We start from the raw sequence: 23462 nt of genomic DNA on the forward strand, positions 1-23462 counted from the left end.
CTGTGGATTGATCCGATCGCGAGACAACTTTGCGCAGCGAACATACTGTTAACGTTTGTGAGCGCCCGCGACGGGCGTTGAGCCGTTAATGGACGCTCGCGACCAGCGATCAAATTCTGCGGCTCGGCGTACGAATGCAGGTATCCAGCCTCATCGCGGATGAACCGCGGAAAGGCTTGCCGGGAGGAGTGGCAGTTGAATGCATCCGAAATCGGGCGTGGGGGGCTTCCAGGAGCGGATGCCGGTATCGGCGCGACCCGCGGACCCGCCGCACCGGTCACCCCAGTCGCCGTCATCGGCATGTCCTGCCGGCTTCCGGGTGGCATCGACTCCCCCGAGCGCCTGTGGGAGGCGTTGATTCGAGGCGATGACCTGGTCACCGAGGTTCCGCCTGACCGCTGGGACGCCGACGAATACTACGACCCGGAGCCTGGGGTGCCCGGTCGGTCGGTGTCGAAGTGGGGTGCGTTCCTCGACGACGTTGCCGGCTTCGACGCTGAGTTCTTCGGCATCAACGAACGTGAAAGTGTCGCACTCGATCCGCAGCAGCGATTGTTGCTGGAGACCGCCTGGGAAGCCATGGAGCACGCCGGACTCACTCGTGATGTGCTTGCCGACTCACTGACAGGCGTGTTCGTCGGACTGACGCACGCCGACTACCAGATGCTGGCAGCCGACGCTCAGGTCCTGGAAGCGGCATATGGCTTCAGCGGCAACAACTTCAGCCTGGCCTCCGGCCGGATCGCCTACGCGCTCGGTGTGCATGGCCCTGCGCTCACGGTAGACACAGCGTGCTCGTCCGGCCTGACGGCGGTCCACCTGGCGTGTCGCAGCCTGCACGAGGGCGAGAGCGATTTCGCTCTGGCGGGCGGCGCCACACTCGCATTGGACCCGCGCAAGTTCGCTTCGGGTTCAGCCGAGGGCATGCTGTCGGCGACCGGGCACTGCCACGCCTTCGATGTCGCGGCCGACGGGTTCGTAAGCGGTGAAGGCTGTGTCGTGGTGTTGCTCAAACGGCTGCCCGACGCCATGAGGGACGGCGACCGCATCCTCGCCGTCGTACGTGGAACAGCTGCGAATCAAGACGGTCATACCGTGAACATCGCGACCCCGTCGGAAGCCGCCCAGACCGCGGTCTATCGGGCGGCCCTGACCGCAGCCGGGGTGGATCCCGGCACCGTCGGAATGGTCGAGGCGCACGGCACCGGGACACCGGTGGGTGACCCCATCGAATACGCCAGTCTGGCCAAGGTTTACGGCATCGACGGCCCCTGTGCACTCGCGTCGGTGAAGACCAATCTCGGACATGCCCAGGCGGCCTCGGGTCTTGTCGGGTTGATGAAGGCGGTCCTCGCCGTGCAGCACGGCGAGGTTCCACAGAACCTGCATTTCACCCGCCTGCCCGACAAGCTCGCCGAGATTCCGACCAATCTCTTTGTCCCGCAGGAGGCCACACCGTGGTGCACCAACGGGCACCACCCCCGGCGCGCAGCAGTGTCCTCCTATGGACTTTCGGGTACCAACGTTCACGCGATCGTGGAGGAGGCCCCGGTACCGGCGTCGGAATCCGAACCGGCCCAGTCGCCTGCGTCCTTGCTGTTCCCGCTGTCATCCACCTCGGCCGAAGAGCTGCGCCGCACCGCGGGCCGGCTCGCCGACTGGATACGAGCACACGACGATGTCGACCTGACGGATCTGGCCTACACCTTGGCCCGTCGTCGCGTCCATCGGCCGGTACGCACCGCCGTCAGCGCGGGTAGCCGACCGGAACTTGTTTCCGCCTTACGGGAGGTCGCCGACGGCGATACCCCCTATCAAGCCGCCGTGGGGCGCGACGATCGAGGACCGGTATGGGTGTTCTCCGGTCAGGGTTCGCAATGGGCGGGAATGGGCGCCGATCTGCTGGCGACCGAGCCGGTGTTCGCCGCCACCGTGGCGCAGGCCGAACCGATCATCGCGTCAGAGTCGGGATTCTCTGTGACCGAGGCGATGTCGTCGCCGGAAACCGTCAGCGGCCAGGACCGGTTGCAGCCGACATTGTTCACCATGCAGGTCGCCATGGCCGCCACCATGCGGGCACATGGCGTGCACCCCGGTGCGGTCATCGGCCACTCCCTGGGCGAAGGCGCAGCAGCTGTCGTCGCCGGGGCACTTTCACTCGAGGACGGGCTGCGACTCATCTGCCGCCGGTCTCGACTGATGTCCCGAATCGCCGGCAAGGGCGCCACTGCGGCCGTGGAACTGCCTGCCAAACAGGTGCTTTCGGAGTTGACCGGCCGGGGCATCAACGACGTTGTGGTGGCGGTGGTGGCTTCGCCGCAATCCACTGTCGTCGCAGGTACCACACAGACGGTACGAGACCTGGTGGCGGACTGGGAACAACGCGGGATCATGGCCCGCGTAGTCCCCGTCGATGTGGCCTTCCATTCACCTCAGGTGGAACCGATCGTCAGCGATCTCACCGAGGCGCTCGCAGATCTCAACCCTCTGACACCGGAGATCCCGTTCTATTCGGCGACCCTGTTCGACCCACGGGAGCAGCCGGTGTGCGATGCCCAGTACTGGGTGACCAACATGCGCAAGATGGTGCGCTTCGCCACCGCGGTACAGGCTGCGCTGGAGGACGGCCACCGCGTCTTCGCCGAGCTTTCGCCGCATCCGCTGCTCACCCGCGCCCTGGAACAGACCGCCGCCGGCCGCGAAACGCCGATGGCCGCCCTGGCCGCGATGCGCCGACAGCTTTCGATGCCGAACGGCCTGCGCGGGCTCCTGATCGACCTTCACAGTGCCGGCGCCGAGGTCGACTTCTCAGTGCTGTGCCCAAGTGGTCAGCTGGTGGACGCGCCGCTACCGTCCTGGACGCACCGCCGGCTGTGGCTCAGCGGCGGCGGCCAGGAAGCGCCGACCCACGGCGGTTGCACCATCGCAGTGCATCCGCTGTTGGGAGCCAACGTCCGATTGCACGAGGAACCGGAACGCTACGTGTGGCAGGCCGATGTCGGCACCGCCGCCCAGCCGTGGCTCGCAGATCACCAGGTTCGCTCGGTCCCGGTGCTTCCTGGCGCCGCGTACTGCGAGATGGCGCTGGCTGCCGCCCGGACCGTGGTAGGTGAGGTCTCAGAAGTCCGCGATATCCGGTTCGAGCGGGCATTGCTGCTGGACGAGGAGACGGTGGTCGGCGCCTCGGCGACGGTATCGTCTCCCGGCGTCGCCGACTTCACCGTCGAAACCGACGTGGAGGGCCAGCAGGCGCGGCACGCAACGGCTGTCCTGCGGGCCGCGGCGGATGAGATTCCGCCCAGCTACGACATATCTGCGATCATGACCGCTCATCCCTGCGCCGAGGACGGCACCGAGGTGCGTAATCGAGTGGGCCGGCATGGTATTCAGTACGGTCCGGCGTTCACCGGTCTCGTGACCGTGTACACCGGCGAGGCAGAGGCGCGCACGGTGCTCGCCGAGGTGGCGCTCCCCCGTTCGATCCGCTCACAACAGGACGCGTACGGGGTGCATCCGGCGCTGTTGGATGCTTGCTTCCAATCGGTCGAGGCTCATCCCGATGTCCAGGCGCTCGGCGGAGACGTGCTGGGGTTGCCGCTGGGGGTGCGACGGTTACGCACGTACGGCCCGGCCCGCAACGCGCACTACTGCTACACGCGGTTGACCGCCGCTGACACCACGGGCATCGAGGCCGACATCGATGTCCTCGACCCGGACGGCGCTGTGCTGCTGAGTGTGCAGGGACTACGCCTGGGGACCGGCGTATCCGCCAGCGCGCACGACGACCAGGTTCTCAGCGAGAGACTGCTCGCCGTCGAATGGCGTCAGCGGGAACTGCCGGAGGTGGAATACCCCGATGCCGGCTCGTGGCTGGTGATCAGCGCCGCTGCGGGCGCGGACGTGGTCGCCGACAAGCTGTGCGACATCCTGAAAGACCTTGGCGCACTGTGCACCAGCATGAGTTGGCCCAACCAGGCTGACGACTCACTCACCTGCGCGCAGCTCGCCAGTCATCTACGGGCCGGCCGATTCACCGGAGTGGTCATCGTGGCGGCGCCGAATGACGGTGACCACGCCGAACAGTCGCCGCTGTTGGGGCGTGAATATGTACGCCATCTGGTCCACATGACCCGCGAATTGCCGGAGATCCGCGGTGAACTGCCCCGCCTGTATGTCGTGACCCGCAATGCGCAGACAGTGGTGGCCGGCGATGTGGCCAATCTGGAGCAGGCCGAGCTACGCGGCCTGATCCGCGTCATCGGTACCGAACACCCGCATTTGGCCGCCACGCAGATCGATGTGGACCAGACCGTCGACGTGGATCAATTGGCCGCACAGTTGCTCAGCGGGTCCGATGAGGACGAGACCGCATGGCGCAACGGGCGGTGGTACGCCGCCCGGCTGTGCCTCGCCCCGCTGCGTCCCGAGGAGCGGCAGACCACCATTTCGCATCATGAACGCGACAGGATGCGGCTGCAGATCCGCACGCCCGGGGACCTGGAGTCGATGGAACTCGTAGCCTGCGAACATGTTCCGCCGGGACCGGGCCAGATCGAGGTCGCAGTGACCGCGTCCAGCATCAACTTTGCCGATGTACTGGTCGCTTTCGGCCGCTACCCCGCCTTCGACGGCCGACTTCCCCACCTCGGCATCGACTTCGCCGGGGTGGTGACCGCGGTCGGACCCGACGTCACTGACCACAAGGTCGGTGACCATGTGGGCGGTCTGTGTGCCGAGGGCTGTTGGGGTACGTTCGTCACCTGCGACGCCCGCCTGGCCACCACCTTGCCGGCCGGGTTGTCCGACCCCGAGGCAGCGGCACTGACCATCGCGACCGCCACCGCCTACTACGGCCTCAACGACATGGCCCGCATCAAGGCGGGCGACAAGGTGCTGATCCACTCGGCCACCGGCGGGGTCGGCCAGGCCGCGATGGCCATCGCCCGCGCCGCCGGCGCGGAGATCTTCGCTACGGCCGGCAGTGAGCAGCGGCGGCAGTTGTTGCGGGACATGGGCGTTGAGCACGTCTACGACTCCCGGACCCTGGAGTTCGCCGATCGGATACGCCAGGACACCCAGGGTTACGGGGTGGACATCGTGCTCAATTCGGTGACCGGCGCCGCCCAGCGGGCCGGCCTCGAATTGCTGGCGTTCGGTGGACGATTCGTGGAGATCGGCAAGCGGGACATCTACGGTGACACCCGGTTGGGACTCTTCCCCTTCCGGCGCAACCTCTCGTTCTACGCCGTCGACCTGGCGCTGATGTCCGTCAGCCATCCGGACCAGCTGCGGGAGTTGCTGTCGACGGTGTATCTGCTGAGCGCCGAGGGCGACCTGCCGATGCCCGAGTTCACCCGCTATCCGCTCGCCGACGCCGCCACCGCCATCCGGATGGTGAGCGGTGCCCAACACACCGGCAAGCTCGTGCTCGACATACCGCACACCGGCTCCACCCGGCTTGTGGTTCCGCCATCTCAGGTGCGGGTGTACCGGACGGACGGCGCGTACATCGTCACCGGCGGACTCGGAGGCCTTGGGTTGTTCATGGCCGAGAAAATGGCAGCCAACGGGTGCGGACGTATCGTGCTGTCCTCTCGGTCACAGCCGAGCGCACCGGTGTCGAAGATCCTCGATCGCATCCGCGCGACCGGTGTCGACGTACTGGTCGAGTGCGGCGACATCGCCGAAGCAAGCACCGCGGAACGATTGGTGGCAGTGGCGACCGCCGATGGGCTTCCGGTGCGGGGGGTGTTACACGCGGCGGGGGTGATCGAGGATGCTGCGCTGACCAACATCACCGACGAGCTCATCGAGCGGGACTGGGCACCAAAGGTCTACGGCGCGTGGAATCTGCACACTGCGACCGCCGACCAGCCTCTGGACTGGTTCTGCTCGTTCTCGTCGGCGGCGGCGCTGGTCGGTTCACCCGGGCAGGGGGCCTATGCCGCGGCCAACAGCTGGCTGGACGCCTTCAGCTTGTGGCGCCGGTCCAAGGGATTACCGGGCTCCGCCATCGCTTGGGGCGCGTGGGGGAAGATCGGCCGCGGGACCGACCTGGCCGAAAGCGCCGGAATCGCCATTGCGCCCGACGAAGGTGCGTATGCGTTCGAAGCATTGCTGCGTCACGACCGGGCGTATACCGGCTATGCGCCGATCACGGGCGCGCCCTGGTTGAGCATGTTCGCCGAACGCAGCCCGTTCGGCGAGGCATTCCGATCAACCGGCCAAAGTTCAACGGGCACCAGCAAGCTGCACGCCGAACTCGATGAGCTGCCCCCGGAAGAGTGGGCCGGCAAATTGCGGCATGTCATCTCCGATCAAGTGAGCGTGATCCTGCGCCGCAGTGTCGACCCCGACCGGCCCCTCTCCGAGTACGGCATGGATTCACTGGGAGCACTCGAACTACGAACCCGCATCGAGAACGAAACCGGAATACGGATCTCGGCAACAGGAATCACCACCGTTCACGGTCTGGCCGACCTGCTGTGCGAAAAGCTCCTGCCCGCAGGAGCGACCTGACATGCCGGATGGCAAGCGGTTGAATCAGCCGAGTCAGATCGCCTACAGCAAACATTCGACCAGGCAGGCGAAACGAGGCGCCCGCAGACGAGCAAGTCCGCACCCGAGTCGCGCGGTAAACCATCGGCCGCCTTCGCCAATCCTTTACCCACACCAGGTGGCAGATCCGGAGCCGATCAGCATCTCAAGCTCACTGATTCGGCCTCCACCGACAGCACCACGCGAAACCATTTACTCGACAATCGATCTGAACAATTCGACACCAACAAAGTTGGGAAGAGCAGCAGAGTAGTACCGAGATCGGCGGAACCGATGCGCGATGGGGCCGCGTCGTTCAGGTTCCGCACACCACGACTTGTGCAGCCCCGCGGATTCGCACGGCCAAACGAGCCCGAAATCGCCAAGATGAAGTTTCGAGAATCCGAACAGCAAATAACAACCAAGGTAGGATTTCGGTCATGTGGGGCTCGTTGGTAGTACTAGCACTTTTGACCACGATCAATCCGGTGCGCCTCGGAATCATCCTCTTGGTGCTCTCGCGGCCACGACCCGTGCAAAATCTGCTCGCTTACTGGGCGGGCGCAGTGCTGATAGGAATGGCCAGCCTCGTCATTCCACTCATCGTGCTCCACTCCACTCCGGCGTCCTCCGCATTCGCGAGGAAATTTGCGCACCCCACCGCGGACCCGCTCACCCAGCGCATCACAATCGGCCTGGGCGTACTTCTGCTGGCGATCGCCGCATTCATGGTGGCCCGCAACTTGTTGCGCAAACCCGCCGCCGTAGGTAGTCATCGGAGGCCGACGGGAGACGGCGTTGGCACCACCTCCACACTCGTGGATGATGCGGGCGCGCCACCGGCCATCACAAAGCTGTTGTACTCCAGCCCGGCCGACTCCGATGCCGATCCAAAATCTCCGCGGTTGCTCGGCCGAATCCGCGAAGCCTGGCAGAACGGGTCACCCTGGATCCCCTTCGTCATCGGGATCATCGTGGTCCCACCACTCGACGGGATTCTGTTCGCCCTGGCCATCGTCGTCGCGTCAGGCGCGTCGTTCCAGGTCCAGTTGATCGCACTGATCGCATTCGTCTTCGGCGTACTTCTGGTGGAAGAGTTCATTCTCGTCAGCAATGCAATCGCACCGGCGAAAACCCAAGCGACACTGCGCAAACTGCATGAATGGGCCAGCGCCCATCGTCAGACGTTCGCGGCCGCCATCTGCGCAGTGGTCGGGGCCTCCCTGGTACTCCGGGGCTTGGGCGGCCTCTGATCCGAGCCGCTGGCGATCCAGGCCGACGCGCCCTGGCCGTGGCTTAACTACAATCGCGCAATTGATCACCGTACTGGCTCAACGAATCTGCTGCCAGCATCTCGTAATGCGTGCAGTCCACTGAAAATGTGCTGACTCGACCCGAAACGTAGGGGCGCCAACTCCTCAGCAGCAGTTGCGGATTCATCCGGTTGCGGAACATTCGCCACCGCGACTCCGGTGCGGAGTCACCGAGTCTGCCGTTCACATGTTGCCGAGCGGAGAACAGTGCCATGTCCCCGTCGAACACCTCAGGTGTGTGATTGCGGTAGAGCGATTGATTCGCAATGACGCTTCGAACCATGAATTCCAGCACCGCCTGAGGTGGTAATGCGAGTTCCGAATTCTGCTGCCGGATCAGCTCTTCAGCTTTCGGCCTGGTAAGGAGCATCGATTTCATCGGGACCCGTACCCGATTCGCCAGCAGCAGACGTTCCAGCACCAGACTCTGGGCCACCGCTGGGTTCTGTTCCAGAGTCTTGTTGGCGATGAAACCGCCGACGACCTTGTTACTGACCGGCGCAGGGTCCAGGAGGACAAGGCTTTGGATGTCGCAACCACGGTGTTGTAGTTCGATCGCCAGTTCATGCGCGACGGCCCCTCCGAACGACCAGCCGAGAATCCGGTAGGCGCCGTGCGGTTGGACAGTCTGCAGCCTGTCGGCGTAGCACTTCGCCATGTCACGGATACTGACCGGGTCACTTTCTCCATCCCCCGACATCTGGTTGATACCGATGATCGGACAATCCAGATACGCAGCCAGGGCGCGATATGACCAGCTCAGCCCGAATACATCGTGGATACACCAGATCGGAGTGCCGTTTCCTTCTTGAAGGACTTCCACGGGGACGACTTCAGTCGCGTTGTCATGCCTGCCGATCTGCCGGCTGAGGCTTCGCACGGACGGCGCGAGGAACAAGGACCGCACCGCCAGATCGGCATCCAATGATTGGTTTATCACGGCGACAACCCGCATGGCAGACAACGAATCTCCACCCAGGTCGAAGAACGAATCATCCACGCCGACCCGCTCCAGACCGAGAACCTGGGCATAGATATCGGCGAGGACCTTCTCAGCCTGAGTCGTGGGTGCGCGGTATCCGTCGCTGAGGTCGGTGTAGCCGGGTGCGGGCAGAGCGCGTGTGTCGAGTTTGCCGTTCACCGTCAACGGCAGTGCGTCAAGGGCCATGACCACGGCGGGCACCATGTAGGTCGGTAACCGCTTGGCCAGCTCAGCCCGCACATCCGTCAATTCCGCTGAGCCAGTGACATAGCCGATCAGGCGCTTGTCGCCGGCGCCGTCTTCTCGAGCGATGACCACCGCCTGCTCGACCCCGTCGATTTCAGCAAGCGCGGCGCGCACCTCTGCCAGTTCGATTCGATACCCGCGGATCTTGACCTGCTCGTCAGAACGACCGACATACCTGAGTTGCCTGTCGGAGCCCCAGCGCACCAGGTCGCCCGTACGGTACATCCGTGCCCCCGGCGCACCGAAAGGACATGCCACAAATCGAGACGCGGTCAGACCGGTGCGGCGCCAGTATCCGGTCGTCACCGCACCGCCGGCCACGTACAACTCGCCTGTCACCCCCGGGGGCACCGGACGCAGCCACGTATCCAGGACGAACATGGCCGCCCCGGGCAGGGGTGAGCCGATCGGCGCACCTCTGCCCGCAGTCAACGGTGCGCTCATCGCGACCCACACGGTCGTCTCGGTCGGGCCGTACGCATTGATCATCACTCGTCCGTAGGACCATTGATCCACGACGTCTGCCGGGCACGCCTCGCCGCCCACCAGTACGGCGGCCGATTCCAGAGCGCCCGGCGAGATTGCCTGCAGGGCTGAGGGTGTCAGGCTCACCACCGTTGCGCTTTCCGCCAGCAGCAGTGCCTCGAGGTCCTGCGGTGAGCGAGTCACGTCTTCAGGCACTACTAGCAACCGCCCACCGTGCAGCAGTGCGCCCCAGATCTCCCACACCGAGAAGTCGAACGCGTAGGAATGGCACTGAGTCCAGGTCTGACCAGGTGAGAGATCCAGGCCGACATCGAGTGCGCCGAACAGCCCGATAACGTTGCGATGAGTTACCGCAACTCCTTTCGGTCTGCCGGTCGTACCCGAGGTGTAAATGAGGTAGGCGATGTCATCGGCGGCCGGCGCGGACAACCCAGTGCACGGGTAGTTCTCGATCGCCGGGTCATTGATGTCAATGACGTCCATCCCCTGGCCGTCCAGCCGGCCCGCCAGCGCAGCTGTCGTCACCGCGACAATCGGCGCGGCATCAGCCACCACGAACTCAATCCGCGCATCAGGATGCAGCGGGTCGATCGGCAGATAGGCGGCTCCGGCTTTCAGTACCGCCAGCAGCGCCACAATCGCCTCCGCGCTGCGCGAGAACAACAGTGCGACGTGCTGTCCGGGACCCACTCCGTGACCAACCAGACTGTGCGCCAGCCGGTTCGACGCTCGATCCAACTCCGAATAGCTCATGGACCGGCCGTCGAAGGTCAACGCCGCCGATTCCGGTGCCCGCTGCACGCGCTGGGCGAACGCATCCGGTACCGATACGCACGGCGATTCTTGCCGGTCCAGCAGCGCCCGATTGCCAGCCTGGTCCAAACAGGTGCGCTCGTCGCGATCCAGTAGATCCACCGACGAAAGCCTGCGCGTCGGGTCCGCAGTCATGGCCGTGAGGACGCGTTGCAGCCGATCGATCAGCGTCTTGATAGTCGACTCATCGAATACGTCGGTCCGATACTCCATCGACCCGCTGATGCCGGCAGAATCGCCCGCCCGGGTCCAGCGTTCTGCCAGCGAGAGCACCAAGTCCATCCGAGCGGTGTGCGTGTCGGCGGCCAGCGGGGTGACCTGCAGGTCACCGAACCTCAGATCCTCGACGACACCCTCTGTCGGGCGCGCGAAGTTCTGCCAGGCCAACATCACTTGCACGACAGGATGGTGTGCCAGGGTGCGGGTGGGGTTGATGCGGTCGACGAGCACCTCGAAGGGCACATCCTGATGCTCGTAGGCAGCCATGCTGCGTTCCCGCACCTGACCGACCAACTCGGCGACTGTGGGGTCACCGGCAACATCGACCCGTAACACCAGCGTGTTGATGAATACGCCCACCAGATCACCGAGAGCCGGATCATCACGCCCGGCGATCGGAAAACCGACTGCCACATCGGTATTGGCGCTGAGGCTCGCCAGCAGCACGGCGAGCGCCGCCTGGACAACCATAAAGTTCGTGGCGTTGTTATCGCGAGCCACCGCACGCAGCCGGTCCTGGAGCTGCGCCGGCCAGTTCAGCTCCACACTGGCGCCGCGATAGTCGGCTGCCGGCGGGTAAGGCCGGTCCGTGGGCAACTCAAGCCGCTCGGGCAACCCCGCCAACTCGTTTTCCCAGTATGCCAATTGGGCCGCGATCGGGCTTTCGCCATCAGTCAGATCACCCAACTGTTCGCGTTGCCACAACGTGTAGTCGACATACTGCACAGGCAACGGCACCCACCGCGGTTGGGCTCCGCGAGACCGACTCTCATAGGCAACGTTCAGATCTGCGATCAGCCGGGCCATCGACCAGCCGTCCGCCGCGATATGGTGCACCACGGCACCAAGCACATACTCATCTGCAGCGAGCTTGAACAGGCGTGCAACGAAGGGAATCTCGGCGGCCAGATCGAAACAATGCCGCACAGTTGCACCGACCGCCTCGCGCAGTTGATCTGAGGACCAGCCGACCACGTCAACGACCTGCCAACCGAAATCTGCGTGCTCGGACGGCACCACCACCTGCTGCGGCACTCCGTCCACCGCGGGGAATATTGTCCGCAAGCTCTCTTGCCGGGCAACCACATCGACAAGGGCTGCCCGTACGGTGCCAGGATCCAGCTGGCCACGTAGCCGCACCACCACCGGAATGTTGTAGATCGGCGACGGCCCATATAGCTGTTCCAGGAACCAGAACCGACTCTGCGCGAAGGACAACGGAACCGTTGCGGGCCGCGGCCCAGCGACCAAGGGCTTACGTGCACTTCCGTTCGCGCCGATGCGCGGCGCCAATTGGGCAACCGTCGGCGTCTCGAACAACATGCGCACGGCGATCTGTGCGTCCAGGGACTTGTTCGCAGCGGCGACCACCCGCATCGCTGACAGAGAGTCGCCGCCCATGTCAAAGAACGAGTCGTCGACACCCACGCGCTCGACCCCGAGCACCTCGGCATAGATCCCGGCAAGGATTTCCTCGACAAGTGTGGCCGGGGCTCGGTACGGCGCCGCCTTGTACTCGGGTGCCGGCAGCGCGCGGGTGTCGAGTTTCCCGTTCGATGTCAGTGGCAGCGCTTCCACCACCATCAGCGCCGCCGGAACCATGTAAGCCGGCAGTCGCGCTGCCAGCGCACCTAGCGTCCGGTCGGGGTCCACGGCGCCGGGGACTGATTCGACGACGTAGCCGACCAGACGTCTGTCGCCCGGATTGTCCTCGCGGACCACCACAGCCGCTTGGTCTATCCCATCCAGATCGGCCAAGGCGGTTCGGATCTCACCGAGTTCGATGCGGTAGCCGCGGATCTTGACCTGCTCATCGGCGCGCCCCAGGTAGCGCAACTGTCCGTCGGCGGCCCAACACACCAGGTCCCCGGTGCGATACATCCGGGTTCCGGATCCCCCGAAGGGGCAGGCCACGAACCGTGACCCGGTCAACGCGGACCGGCCCATGTATCCGCAAGCCACACCCCGACCTGCCACATACAACTCTCCGACCACCCCGGCGGGCACCGGGCGCAACCATGGATCGAGCACGAACAATGCCGATGTGGACACCGGCCCACCGATCGGGACAACTCCGGTGCCTGCCGTCAGCGCTGTGCTCATCGACGCGTAAACCGTCGCCTCAGTAGGGCCGTAGGCGTTGATCACCACGCGCCCTGGTGCCCAGCGGTCCACCACGTCACCCGGACAGGATTCACCGCCCAGGAGCAGCGCTGTCGTTTCGAGGCCGTCGGGCGAGAGCGCCGCCACGGCCGACGGGGTCTGAGTCAGCACATTGACGTGCTCTGCGACCAGCATGTCGTGGAACATCTCCGGTGATCCGGCGATGTCTTCGGGCACCACGACCAGCCGTCCGCCGGTCAGTAGCGCAGCCCAGATTTCCCACACCGAGAAGTCGAACGCATACGAGTGGCATTGTGTCCAGACCTGATTCGTCGGCAGGGCAGCAGGCATCGAGACGGCGAGGTGGGTGAGGTTTTGATGCGTGATCCCCACCCCCTTCGGGGTGCCGGTGGTACCCGAGGTGTAGATCAGGTAGGCGATCTCGTCGGCCGCGGGTGCAGGCAAGCCCGTGTTCGGGTAGCCGTCGATGCGGACGTCATCGATGTCGATGACCAAGAGATCGGCTCCGTCGAACCGGTCCTGGTGCGCTGCGGAGCTGATCACGGCGCTCGGAGCGGCATCGGCGAACATAAACGCAATGCGTGAGTCCGGATGAGCGGGGTCCATCGGCACGTACGCCGCCCCGGCCTTGAGCACCGCCAGCATCGCCACGATCGCTTCGGTGCATCGGTTGAACAGCAACGCCACATTCTGTCCGTGCCCTACACCACCGCTGACGAGTAAGTGCGCCAACCGATTCGATGCCTCGTCGAGTTCTCGGTAAGACATCGACCCACCTTCGGAGGTCACCGCCAACGCCTGCGGGGCGCGTGCCACCTGTTGGGCGAACACCATCGGCACAGACGCCGGTGCGGTGGATCGGGTGAGCGCTGCGCGGTTGCCGATTTCCGTCAGTCGGTCGCACTCTCCGCCGGCGAGCACGTCCACCGACGAGATCCGCAGCGCGGCATCGGTGGTCACTGCCGCCACCACCCGCTGTAACCGCTCGATCAACGTTTCGATGCCCGCCGCGTCGAACACGTCGGTGCGGAACTCCACCGAACCGACGATGCCGTCGGGTTCTCCGACCCCGGTCCACCGTTCTTCGAGGGAGAACGCCAGGTCCATGCGGGCTGTCTGGGTCTCGGCGGGCAGTGGATTCACTCGCAGGCCACCCAGGAGCGGCTCAGCTGCCGGCTCACCGCCATCTGTTCCCGCGAGGTTCTGCCACGCCAGCATCACTTGGACCAGCGGGTGGTGGGTCAGGCCCCGTATCGGGTTGAGCCGATCGACGACCACTTCGAACGGCACGTCCTGGTGCTCGTAGGCGGCCAAGCTACGCCGGCGCACCTGAGCGATGAGCTCCTCGATGGTGGGATCGGCGTCGAGTTCGACCCGGAGCACCAACGTGTTGACGAAGAAGCCCACGAGATCGTCGAGCGCCGGATCGCACCGTCCGGCGATCGGGAAGCCCATTGCCACATCGCTACTCGCGCTGAGTTTCGACAGCAGTAACGCCAATGCGGCCTGCACCACCATGAAACTGGTCGCATTGTGTTCACGCGCTGCACGCGCTATCTGCTGCTGCAACTCAGCCGGCCACGCCACCGCCACGCTGGCTCCGCGATAGTCGGCCACCGGCGGGTATGGCCGGTCGGTGGGTAGTTCCAACCGCTCGGGCAGCCCGGCCAACGCCTGCTCCCAGTAGGCCAACTGCTTGCCGATGCGGCTGTCACCGTCGGCCACCTCGCCCAGGTGATCGCGCTGCCACAGTGTGTAATCCACGTACTGCACCGGCAACGGCTTCCAGTCCGGAGCTTGCCCGGCACATCTGCTGAGATAGGCCACACCGAGATCGCGGACCATCGGCGCGATCGACCAGCCATCAGCAGCGATGTGATGGATCACCGCCACCATCACATGTTCACTCTCGCCCACGCGGAGAAGCGTTGCACACAAGGGTATTTCGGCCGATAGATCGAAACAGTGCCGTACTGTTTCGTCGACGGCCTCGCCGAGTCTCTGGGCCGGCCAACCGCGGGCATCAATCACTTGCCAACCGAATCTGGCTTGCTCCGCAGGCATCACGATCTGCTGGGGCAATCCATCGGGCGCTGCGTACAGCGTGCGCAGGATCTCATGGCGCCCCACCACGTCGGCAAACGCCGCCCCGAGCGCGTCGGTGTCCAGCTCCCCGCCTATCCGGTACGCGGTGGGCATGTTGTAGACCGGTGACGGGCCTTCCAATTGATGCAGGAACCACAATCGCTGTTGGGCATAGGACAGCGGCACGACCACGGGCCGCTCTTGGACCCTCAAGGGCGCGCCCGCCCGCTCCCCGGCATAACCGGTGATCCATTCCGACAACCCGGCGACGGTGGGCGCGTCGAACACCACACGGACTGCGATGTCCACGTCCAGACTGGTGTTGATCGCGTTGATCAGCCGCATGGCTTTCAGTGACTCTCCGCCCAGGTCGAAGAACGAGTCGTCGACGCCAACGCGCTCCAGCCCCAGCACCTGGGCGTAGATGCCGGCCAGGATCTCCTCGGTGGCCGTACTCGGCGCCCGATAGCTGTCGACGTCGATGTACTCCGGCGCCGGCAGCGCCCGCCTGTCGAGTTTCCCGTTGACTGTCAACGGTATTGCGTCTACCACGACCACGGCTGCCGGAACCATGTACCCGGGCAATCGCTGCGCGAGCAAGGCACGGACAGCGGCCGGATCCGCGGTGCCCGTGACATAACCGACCAGCCGTTTGTCGCCGGGCCGGTCCTCACGGGCCACGACTGCGGCCTGATTGATCTCATCCAGGTCAGCCAGGGCAGACTGGATTTCACCCAATTCGATCCGATAGCCCCGGATCTTGACCTGCTCATCAGCGCGGCCGAGATATTGCAACTGCCCGTCCGCACCCCAACGGGCCAGGTCCCCGGTGCTGTACATTCGCGCTCCGGCATCACCGAAGGGGCACGCCACAAACCGCGAAGCCGTCAACCCTGCCCGGCGGATGTATCCGAACGCCACACCACGTCCCGCCACGTACAACTCCCCCACCACGCCCGGCGGGACTTCCCGAAGCCACCGATCCAGCACGAACACGGCAGCTCCCGGCACCGGCACACCGATCGGCACCACTCCTGTATTGGGCTGCAACGGGGCGCTTATCGTGGCGTACACCGTCGCCTCGGTCGGCCCGTAGGCGTTGATCATCACCCGCCCGGAGTCCGCCCATTCATCCATCACCTCAACGGGGCAGGCCTCACCGGCCACCACCAACGCCGCCGACTCCAAGCCCCTCGGTGAGAGCATCCCCACCGCAGACGGAGTTTGACTCAGAACACTGACCTCGTGCTCGATCAGCAGCGTGTGGAACTCTGCCGGTGAGCTCGCCACCGCTTCGGGGACGATCACCAGCCGACCACCGTGCAGCAGCGCGCCGAAGATCTCCCACACCGACACATCGAAGGAATAGGAATGCCACTGTGCCCAAGCCCGCGGCGACAGATGGTCGTCGAGGGATGCCAGCAGCTGAGTGACGTTCTGATGAGCGACCGCGACCCCCTTCGGCACACCCGTGGTCCCTGAGGTGTAGATCAGGTAGGCAAGATCGTCAGGAGCAGCTACGGGCAGCGGCGTGAAGGATTGCGCGGCAATGCGTGGGTCAGCGATATCGATCACGGTCACGCCACAGCCGTTCAGTCGCCCAGCCAGACCGGCAGTGGTCACAGCGGCGACCGGTTCGGAATCAGCAAGCATGAACCGGATCCGTGCGTCGGGGTGCATCGGATCGATCGGCACGTACGCCGCACCCGACTTCAACACCGCAACGATCGACACAATCGCTTCAGCACAACGGGAGTACAGCAACGCCACACACTTGCCGGGCCCGGCGCCGAGACCCACCAGCCACTGCGCCAAATGATTCGATGCCTGGTCCAACTCGCGGTATGTCTGTGTGTGGTCCCCGCACACCAGTGCCACGGCATCGGGTGTGGACGCCACCTGCTGCGCGAATCGCACGGGCACCGACACTGCCGGAGCTCCGGTTCTGGTCAAAGCTGCGCGGTTGCCGACCTCGTCCAACCGGGCATGGTCGACGATGTCCAACACGTCGACCGACGACAACGTCCTGGCCGGGTCTGTCGTGAATGCCACCAGCACCCGCTGCAACCGCTCGGCCAACACCTCGATGCTGGTCGCATCGAACACGTCGGTGCGGTACTCCACCATCCCAGAGATACCCGCAGGCGCACCGTCGTCGCCGAAGCACTCGCCCAGCGAGAACACCAAATCCATACGCGCTGTGGAGGTTTCCGCCGTCAAAGGTCTGGCCTGGACATCACCCAACACCGAGTCAGCAGCAGCACCGTTGGCCGGCCGGGTGAAGTTCTGCCAGGCCAGCATCACCTGAACCAACGGGTGATGGGCCAGCGATCGAGTCGGCTGGAGCCGATCCACCAGTACCTCGAACGGCACATCCTGGTGCTCGAGCGCGGCCAGGCTGCGCTGCCGCACCTGCTCCAGGACCGCTCCGACGGTGGGATCACCGTCCAGATCCACCCGCAGCACCAATGTGTTGACGAAGAACCCCACCACCTGATCGAGCGCGGCATCACCACGTCCCGCGATCGGAACTGCCACGGCCACATCAGAAGTCGCGCTGAGCTTCGACAGCAACACGGTGAGCGCGGCCTGCACCACCATGAAGCCGGTCACGCCATGGCCATGCGCCACCCGCGTCAGTTGCTCCTGTAGCTCGGCAGGCCACTCCACTGCCACGCTGGCACCGCGGTGGTCGGCCACCGGCGGATAGGGACGGTCGGTAGGTAGCTCCAGGCGTTCTGGTAGCCCGGCCAATGCCTGCTCCCAATACGCCACCTGCCCGGAGATGCGACTGTCCGGATCACCCAGCGCACCCAGATGCCCGCGCTGCCACAGGGTGTAATCCACATACTGCACCGGCAACGGCGCCCAGTCCGGCGCATTGCCCCCGCATCGCGCGGCATAAGCTCTGCCCAGATCTGCCACCAACGGTGCGATCGACCAACCATCCGCCGCGATGTGGTGCACCACCGCCACCAACACATATTCATCGGCATCGACCCGGAAAAGAGTCGCTCGTAAAGGAATCTCGTTGGCGAGATCAAACGACTGTGCTAACGCCTCCCCGATAGCCTCCGGCAGCCGGCCGTCGGACCATCCGCCGGCCTCAACCACCTGCCAACCGACGTCGACTTGGTCTACCGGAATGACCCGCTGCCGAGGAACTCCTTCGACCGCGGGAAACACCGTTCGCAGAGACTCATGGCGCTCCACCACATCGACCAGGGCTTGGCCGAGCGCAGCGACATCCAACCAACCACTTATCTGGTAGGCCACCGGCATGTTGTAGATCGGTGACGGCCCCTCAAGCTGATCCAGGAACCACAGCCGCTGCTGGGCGTATGACAATGGAATGACCGCCGGGCGTTGTTGGGCCACCAACGGCTCCCGCCGACCTGAACTCTCGCCGGCACGCGCCGCAAGCTCTGCCACCGAAGGTGTCTCGAACACCGCCCGAACCGCCAGATCAGCACCCAAACTGGCATTGATCCCATTGATCAACCGCGTCGCCGACAACGAATCCCCACCCAGGTCGAAGAACGAGTCATCCACCCCAACGCGCCCGAGACCGAGAACCTGCGCGTAGATCCCGGTCACGATCTCCTCGCTGGGAGTGCTCGGAGCCCGATAACGATCGACATCGAGATATTCCGGCGCCGGCAACGCTCGGCGGTCGAGCTTGCCGTTGACCGTCAATGGCAGGGTGTCCAGCACGACCACCGCGGTGGGCACCATGTAGCCGGGCAACTGTTGTCCCAACGCCGCACGGACTGCGCCTGGATCAACGTTCGCTCCGACCAGTTCGGTCACATACCCGACAAGGCGCTTGTCCCCCGGCTCCGGATCGGTAACAAATGCAACCAGAATCCTCTGCAAACGCTCCGCCAGATCAGTGACGTCGAAACTGGAGAACGGTTGACCCTTACCCATCGTGCTGAGGACCAATTCATCCCCGGCACTGGAGAAGACCAGACCGAAGCCGCCGACAACACCGGCATTGGTCAACGACGCCGAAGCCTCCGCACCACCGAAGTCCAACGTGAACGTAGACGGAAGGAAGTTGACACTCACCCGATTCGCCATCTGACCCGCCACCCGCGGGTTGATCTTGCGCTCTAGTGCGTGTACCGGAAAGCGCTGATGCTTCAGGGCTTCCTGTATGTGGCTCTCGACATCGTCGATGAATTCGGAGATCGACGTTGCGGGTGAGGCTTTCACCACCAGCGGCACCACGCCGGCCACCATGCCGGGCAGCGTCCGCGACTCTGGACTTACGCGCCGGCTGACCGGGAAGTCGAGCACGACGTCCGAGCCCTCAGCACACCACCCACGCACCAGCAAGGCACAAGCCGCGGTGATGACCGATGAACGAGCAACATTCTTCGACCGTGCCAGTATGTCGACTTGGCGCAGTACCTCCGAGTCGAATTGCGCTGAGGCAGAATACCAATGCTCCTCAGCGTCATCGACGGATTCAGTCTGCCAAGAGTTCGGGCCGGCTTCCGGTGGAAGATTCCCAGTCCAGTAGCCGTGGTCGTCGAGATACTCGCTGGAGGCTTCGTACTTCGACTCGTTGTCGATCAGATCGGCCAGCGATCCGAAGATCGGCGGGGGTATGGGTGCACCGGAGAAAACTGCGGAGTACACCGACGCGAGCCGAGACCCCACCAGCGCAATCCCGGTCCCGTCGAGCACGATGTGGTGACAGCACGCGATCAGGAAATGTTCATCGTCCCGTGTCTGGAACAGTGCAAATCTGAACAGCGGTCCGGCGAAAGACATTGGCGTGCGCTGGACGGAGGCCGCCATGTCACGGGCCTCTGCCACGGGATCGGACGCGCTGCGCAGGTCGTAGAAGGCCAACTCCACATCCGGGTGGTCGACCGCCTTTTGGTAGACCTGCCCATCCACCTCGAAGAAGGTGGCTCTGAGCGGCTCAGCCTCTCGCACCACTCGATGGATCGCCCACTCGAGGGCGTCGCGGTCGAGCGCGCCCGCGATTTTCACGAACAGACCGAGTAACCACTCCGTGCCGGATTCGGCCACGTCGTGCGCAAGCCAAATATCGAGCTGTGCGCGTGTTACCGGCAGCGACTGTTGATCAAGCTGCATCGGACTCTCCCACCGCAGTTTTTCGGCCCCCCGCGCCTGCTATTTGTCAGAGTCCCGCCAACCTGTCGCGCAGACTCTTCGGACGTATGTCAGGCCAGTTCTGTTCGATGTAGTCCAGGCAGGAAGCTCGATCCGCTTCGCCGTATACGACCTTCCATCCGGCGGGGACATCAGCGAACGTTGGCCACAGACTGTGTTGCTCCTCGTCGTTGACCAAGACGCGAAAGCTGCCATTGTCGTCGTCAAACGGATTGATGCTCACTTGGTCCTCCCCATCGTCGAGTAGACCAGTGAAAATCGATCGACAACCCGGCGCAGGCACCCAGCCCCGCCAGTTGCTTCACGATGCCTGTTTCCTGTGGCCCACTCCAGCTATGACGTTCTTGTTGCAGGGCGCCAGCATATCCACTTATCTTGACGAGAGTGCAGAAATTAGAAATCAAAGAATTTCCCGTTGCTACCTCTTCCCCATTCACCTTCTAACTTGTCACGAGTTCCGCGAATCGGCAAACCTTTTTCAGGCCCCGTCCTGACTCGCCGCCAGCTGGTACGACCGGTGGTGACCTGCGGGTTGGCCAGCCTCGGCTGATACGCCGCCAAATCCGGCTACCCCATGGACCGTGATTCCGGCGAAAACTGCGGCCGGCCACCCCGCCCAAGGTCGGACGAGAGCTGCTCCGCTGCGACCGTCGGGCGCGCAAACGGAGAGGAGAGGCTCCGCTCTGCGACAGCCAGCCTTCCGGCAGGGGCGGACACCCCGCTCGACGGGACGCCTCCACGCGCGGCGGACATCCCCACCCCGAGACGAACACAATGTCGTTGCCGGAGCTAAATGCCCAGCAACTACACAGTTTCGATCGGCATCCATCGGCAGTCTTGTCGAAGCGGCCGCACGTCGCGTGCGCAGGCACAACACGCTCGTCATGTAGCGCTTCGCAAGCGATGGGGTCGGCCCGCCGGGGCTAACACTCGAACGTCATCAGGCGAACACGACGACGCGCCCGGCGGCGGGGACTCGCCCGGAGATCTCACCTATGAATACGGCGACGACACGTCTGTAGTTCAATTCAGCGAAGCGAACAATCAGGGCATGGAACGCCGCAGACGCGCCGCAGCGCGGTAGAGGGCGCCGCCATCGAGCCGACCTTGCCGACCAGCAAAGTTTGTCGGTAGCGTAAGGAGCTTTCAATACGGGGTAATGGCCGCCAACGGCGAAGCGGATTGAGTTAGCCAGACCCGCCTTAGGTGATCTTGAATATGCAAAATCAAGATCGTTTGTATGAAATTTGCGATTGCAAACAGACAACCACTACGTACTGGCGCGGCGAAGCACTTAATACGCCCATTTTTGGCTAGTTTGGCAAACAACCGGCAGCCGAATAATGTTTGCAATTGATTAGACGTCTGTATGAAGTCTCCGGCGAACGCCGGAAACATTCAGCTGACGGTTGCCAGAACGAACGGCAAGACCCCGGGCGCTCCGGCATCACGCAGCAGTCGCGCGGCCATGGTCAGCGTCCAGCCGGTGTCCGTCATATCGTCGATCAGTAGCACCGGACCATCCCAGTGTCCGCCTGTCTCCTCGTCGGCGACACCCCTTTGCGGTCGTTCCCAGGCACCGTCCAGCGCCGCTACTCGGTAGGCCGAGTTCGCGGCGGTGACGGGCCGGCGCTCGGGGGTGTAGCTCAGGATGCCGAGATTCGTCAGCCGCCCGATCTGCGCCAGCCGCTGCACGGTCGACGAGATCAACGTCGGGTGCGTGAGGGAATCCAGCCCCATCACCGCCACCGGCCGCTGATCCCAGTCCCAGGCCTTGAGCACCTCGATGGCCGCGGCGATTACGTCGTCGGGCACCTCACCGTCAGGTTCGGCCAGAAGGCGCCGTAGCCGCGCTCCCCAGCCGAGATCGGTGAGTCTGCCGATAGCCCGACCCGGCGCGGCGCCCTCGGTGATCCGGCCGGACAGCGGCACCCCCAACGCAGCAAGCCCGGACGGCCACTGCTTGCGCGGGGCCACCAGGACACCGGGTCTCGACAACCGTTGCGCGGTGTCGGTGAGGATGTCCTGCGCCACCGCCGCCTCGTAACGTCGACCCGTGCAGTTGTCACAGCGCCCACACTGTGCGCCAGGCGCCAGCTCGGGATCATCGAGCTGGCCACGCAGGAACACCATCCGACAGCTGTCAGTCGCCTGATAGTCGAGCATCGCCCCTTGCTCCCGGCGGCGCGCCTCGTCCAGTGCCCGGTAGCGGGGCTCGTCATAACTCCAGGGCTGTCCGGTGCCGATCCAGCCGCCCTTCACCCGGCGGACCGCACCGTCCACGTCGAGCACCTTGAGCACCATCTCGAGACGCGACCGGTTGAGATCGACCAGCGGTTCCAGCGCCTGGGTGGATTGTGCCCGGTCGGTCTCCAGTGCACCGATGACGTGGCGCACCATGGATTCCGATGGGAAGGCCACCGACGCGAAGTACCTCCAGACGTCCTGATCCTCGGTGCCGGGAAGCAGGATCACCTCGGCGCTGTCGGTCGCACGCCCGGCACGCCCGACCTGTTGGTAATAGGCGATCGGAGACGACGGCGCCCCCAGATGCACGACGAAACCCAGGTCGGGTTTGTCGAAGCCCATCCCCAGCGCCGACGTCGCCACCAGTGCCTTGACCCGGTTCTCGAGCAGGTCGGCTTCCAGTTGTTCACGTTCGGTGGTGTCGGTCGACCCGGTGTAGGCGGCCACCTTGTGTCCACGCTCGGCCAGTAGTGCGGCCACGTCGTGGGCCTGGGCCACCGTCAGGGTGTAGATGATGCCGGAGCCGGGCAGGCCTTCCAGTTGTGCCGCGATCCACGCGGCCCGCTGCGCTGGGGTGCCCACCTGCACCACCGACAGACGCAACGACTCGCGATCCAGCCCGCCGCGCAGCACCAAGGTATCCGAACCGCCCACCCCCAACTGGGCCGCGACGTCAGTGACCACCCGGTCATTGGCAGTCGCAGTGGTCGCGAGAACCGGTACCTGAGAACCTAATTCGGCGATCAAGGTACGAATCCGGCGGTAGTCCGGCCGGAAGTCATGTCCCCAGTCGGAAACGCAGTGCGCCTCGTCGACCACCACCAGGCCCGCATCGGCGGCCAGCGCCGGCAGCACGTTGTCGCGGAAGTCGGGATTGTTGAGGCGCTCGGGGCTGACGAGTAGTACATCGAGTTCGCCGTCGGCCACCTGCCGGTGAATCGCGTCCCATTCGGTGACGTTGCCGGAGTTGATCGTGGCGGCCCGCACCCCGGCCCGCTCGGCAGCGGCCACCTGGTTGCGCATCAATGCCAGGAGTGGGGACACGATGACCGTCGCCCCGCGACCGGAGGCTCGCAGCAGCTTGGCCGCGATGAAGTAGACCGCCGATTTACCCCACCCGGTGCGTTGCACGACCAGTGCGCGGCGCCGCTGCACCACGAGGGCCTCGATCGCGGCCCACTGGTCATTGCGCAGCACCGCCCCGGGCCCGGCCAGTTGTTCGAGGATCGACTGGGCCTGCTCGCGGGTTGCCATGGCCC

General features: G+C 64.6%; 5 protein-coding genes. 2 read left to right on the forward strand and 3 right to left on the reverse strand.

Features of this window, described 5'->3' with window-relative positions; genetic code table 11:
* The first annotated feature begins 300 nt into the window (after positions 1 to 300).
* Positions 301 to 6519 carry a type I polyketide synthase gene (pks2, locus tag HBE63_RS21980; protein ID WP_243858764.1) on the forward strand — a complete coding sequence of 2073 codons (6219 nt, stop codon included), beginning with the start codon at positions 301 to 303 and terminating at the stop codon, positions 6517 to 6519.
* A gap of 458 nt (positions 6520 to 6977) precedes the next feature.
* Entirely contained in the window at positions 6978 to 7790 is an 813-nt protein-coding gene (locus tag HBE63_RS21985; RefSeq protein ID WP_243858214.1) for a GAP family protein, read from the forward strand.
* Positions 7791 to 7833: 43 nt separating this feature from the next.
* Here HBE63_RS21985 and HBE63_RS21990 read toward each other — a convergent pair whose 3' ends face one another.
* The 3 genes from HBE63_RS21990 to HBE63_RS22000 form a co-directional block, all read right to left on the reverse strand.
* A complete protein-coding gene (locus HBE63_RS21990) occupies positions 7834 to 19917 on the reverse strand; it encodes a non-ribosomal peptide synthetase (RefSeq protein ID WP_166906633.1) in 12084 nt (4027 codons plus the stop codon).
* A gap of 46 nt (positions 19918 to 19963) precedes the next feature.
* Positions 19964 to 20179 (reverse strand): MbtH family protein, encoded by a 216-nt coding sequence (locus tag HBE63_RS21995; protein WP_166906634.1) that lies wholly within the window; start codon positions 20177 to 20179, stop codon positions 19964 to 19966.
* Positions 20180 to 21354: 1175 nt separating this feature from the next.
* On the reverse strand, positions 21355 to 23457 hold the full coding sequence (locus HBE63_RS22000) for a RecQ family ATP-dependent DNA helicase (RefSeq protein ID WP_166906635.1): 2103 nt from the start codon (positions 23455 to 23457) through the stop codon (positions 21355 to 21357).
* Positions 23458 to 23462 lie beyond the last annotated feature (5 nt).

Origin of the sequence: Mycobacterium sp. DL440 (genome assembly GCF_011745145.1) — a bacterium.
In the GTDB taxonomy this organism is placed as follows: domain Bacteria; phylum Actinomycetota; class Actinomycetes; order Mycobacteriales; family Mycobacteriaceae; genus Mycobacterium.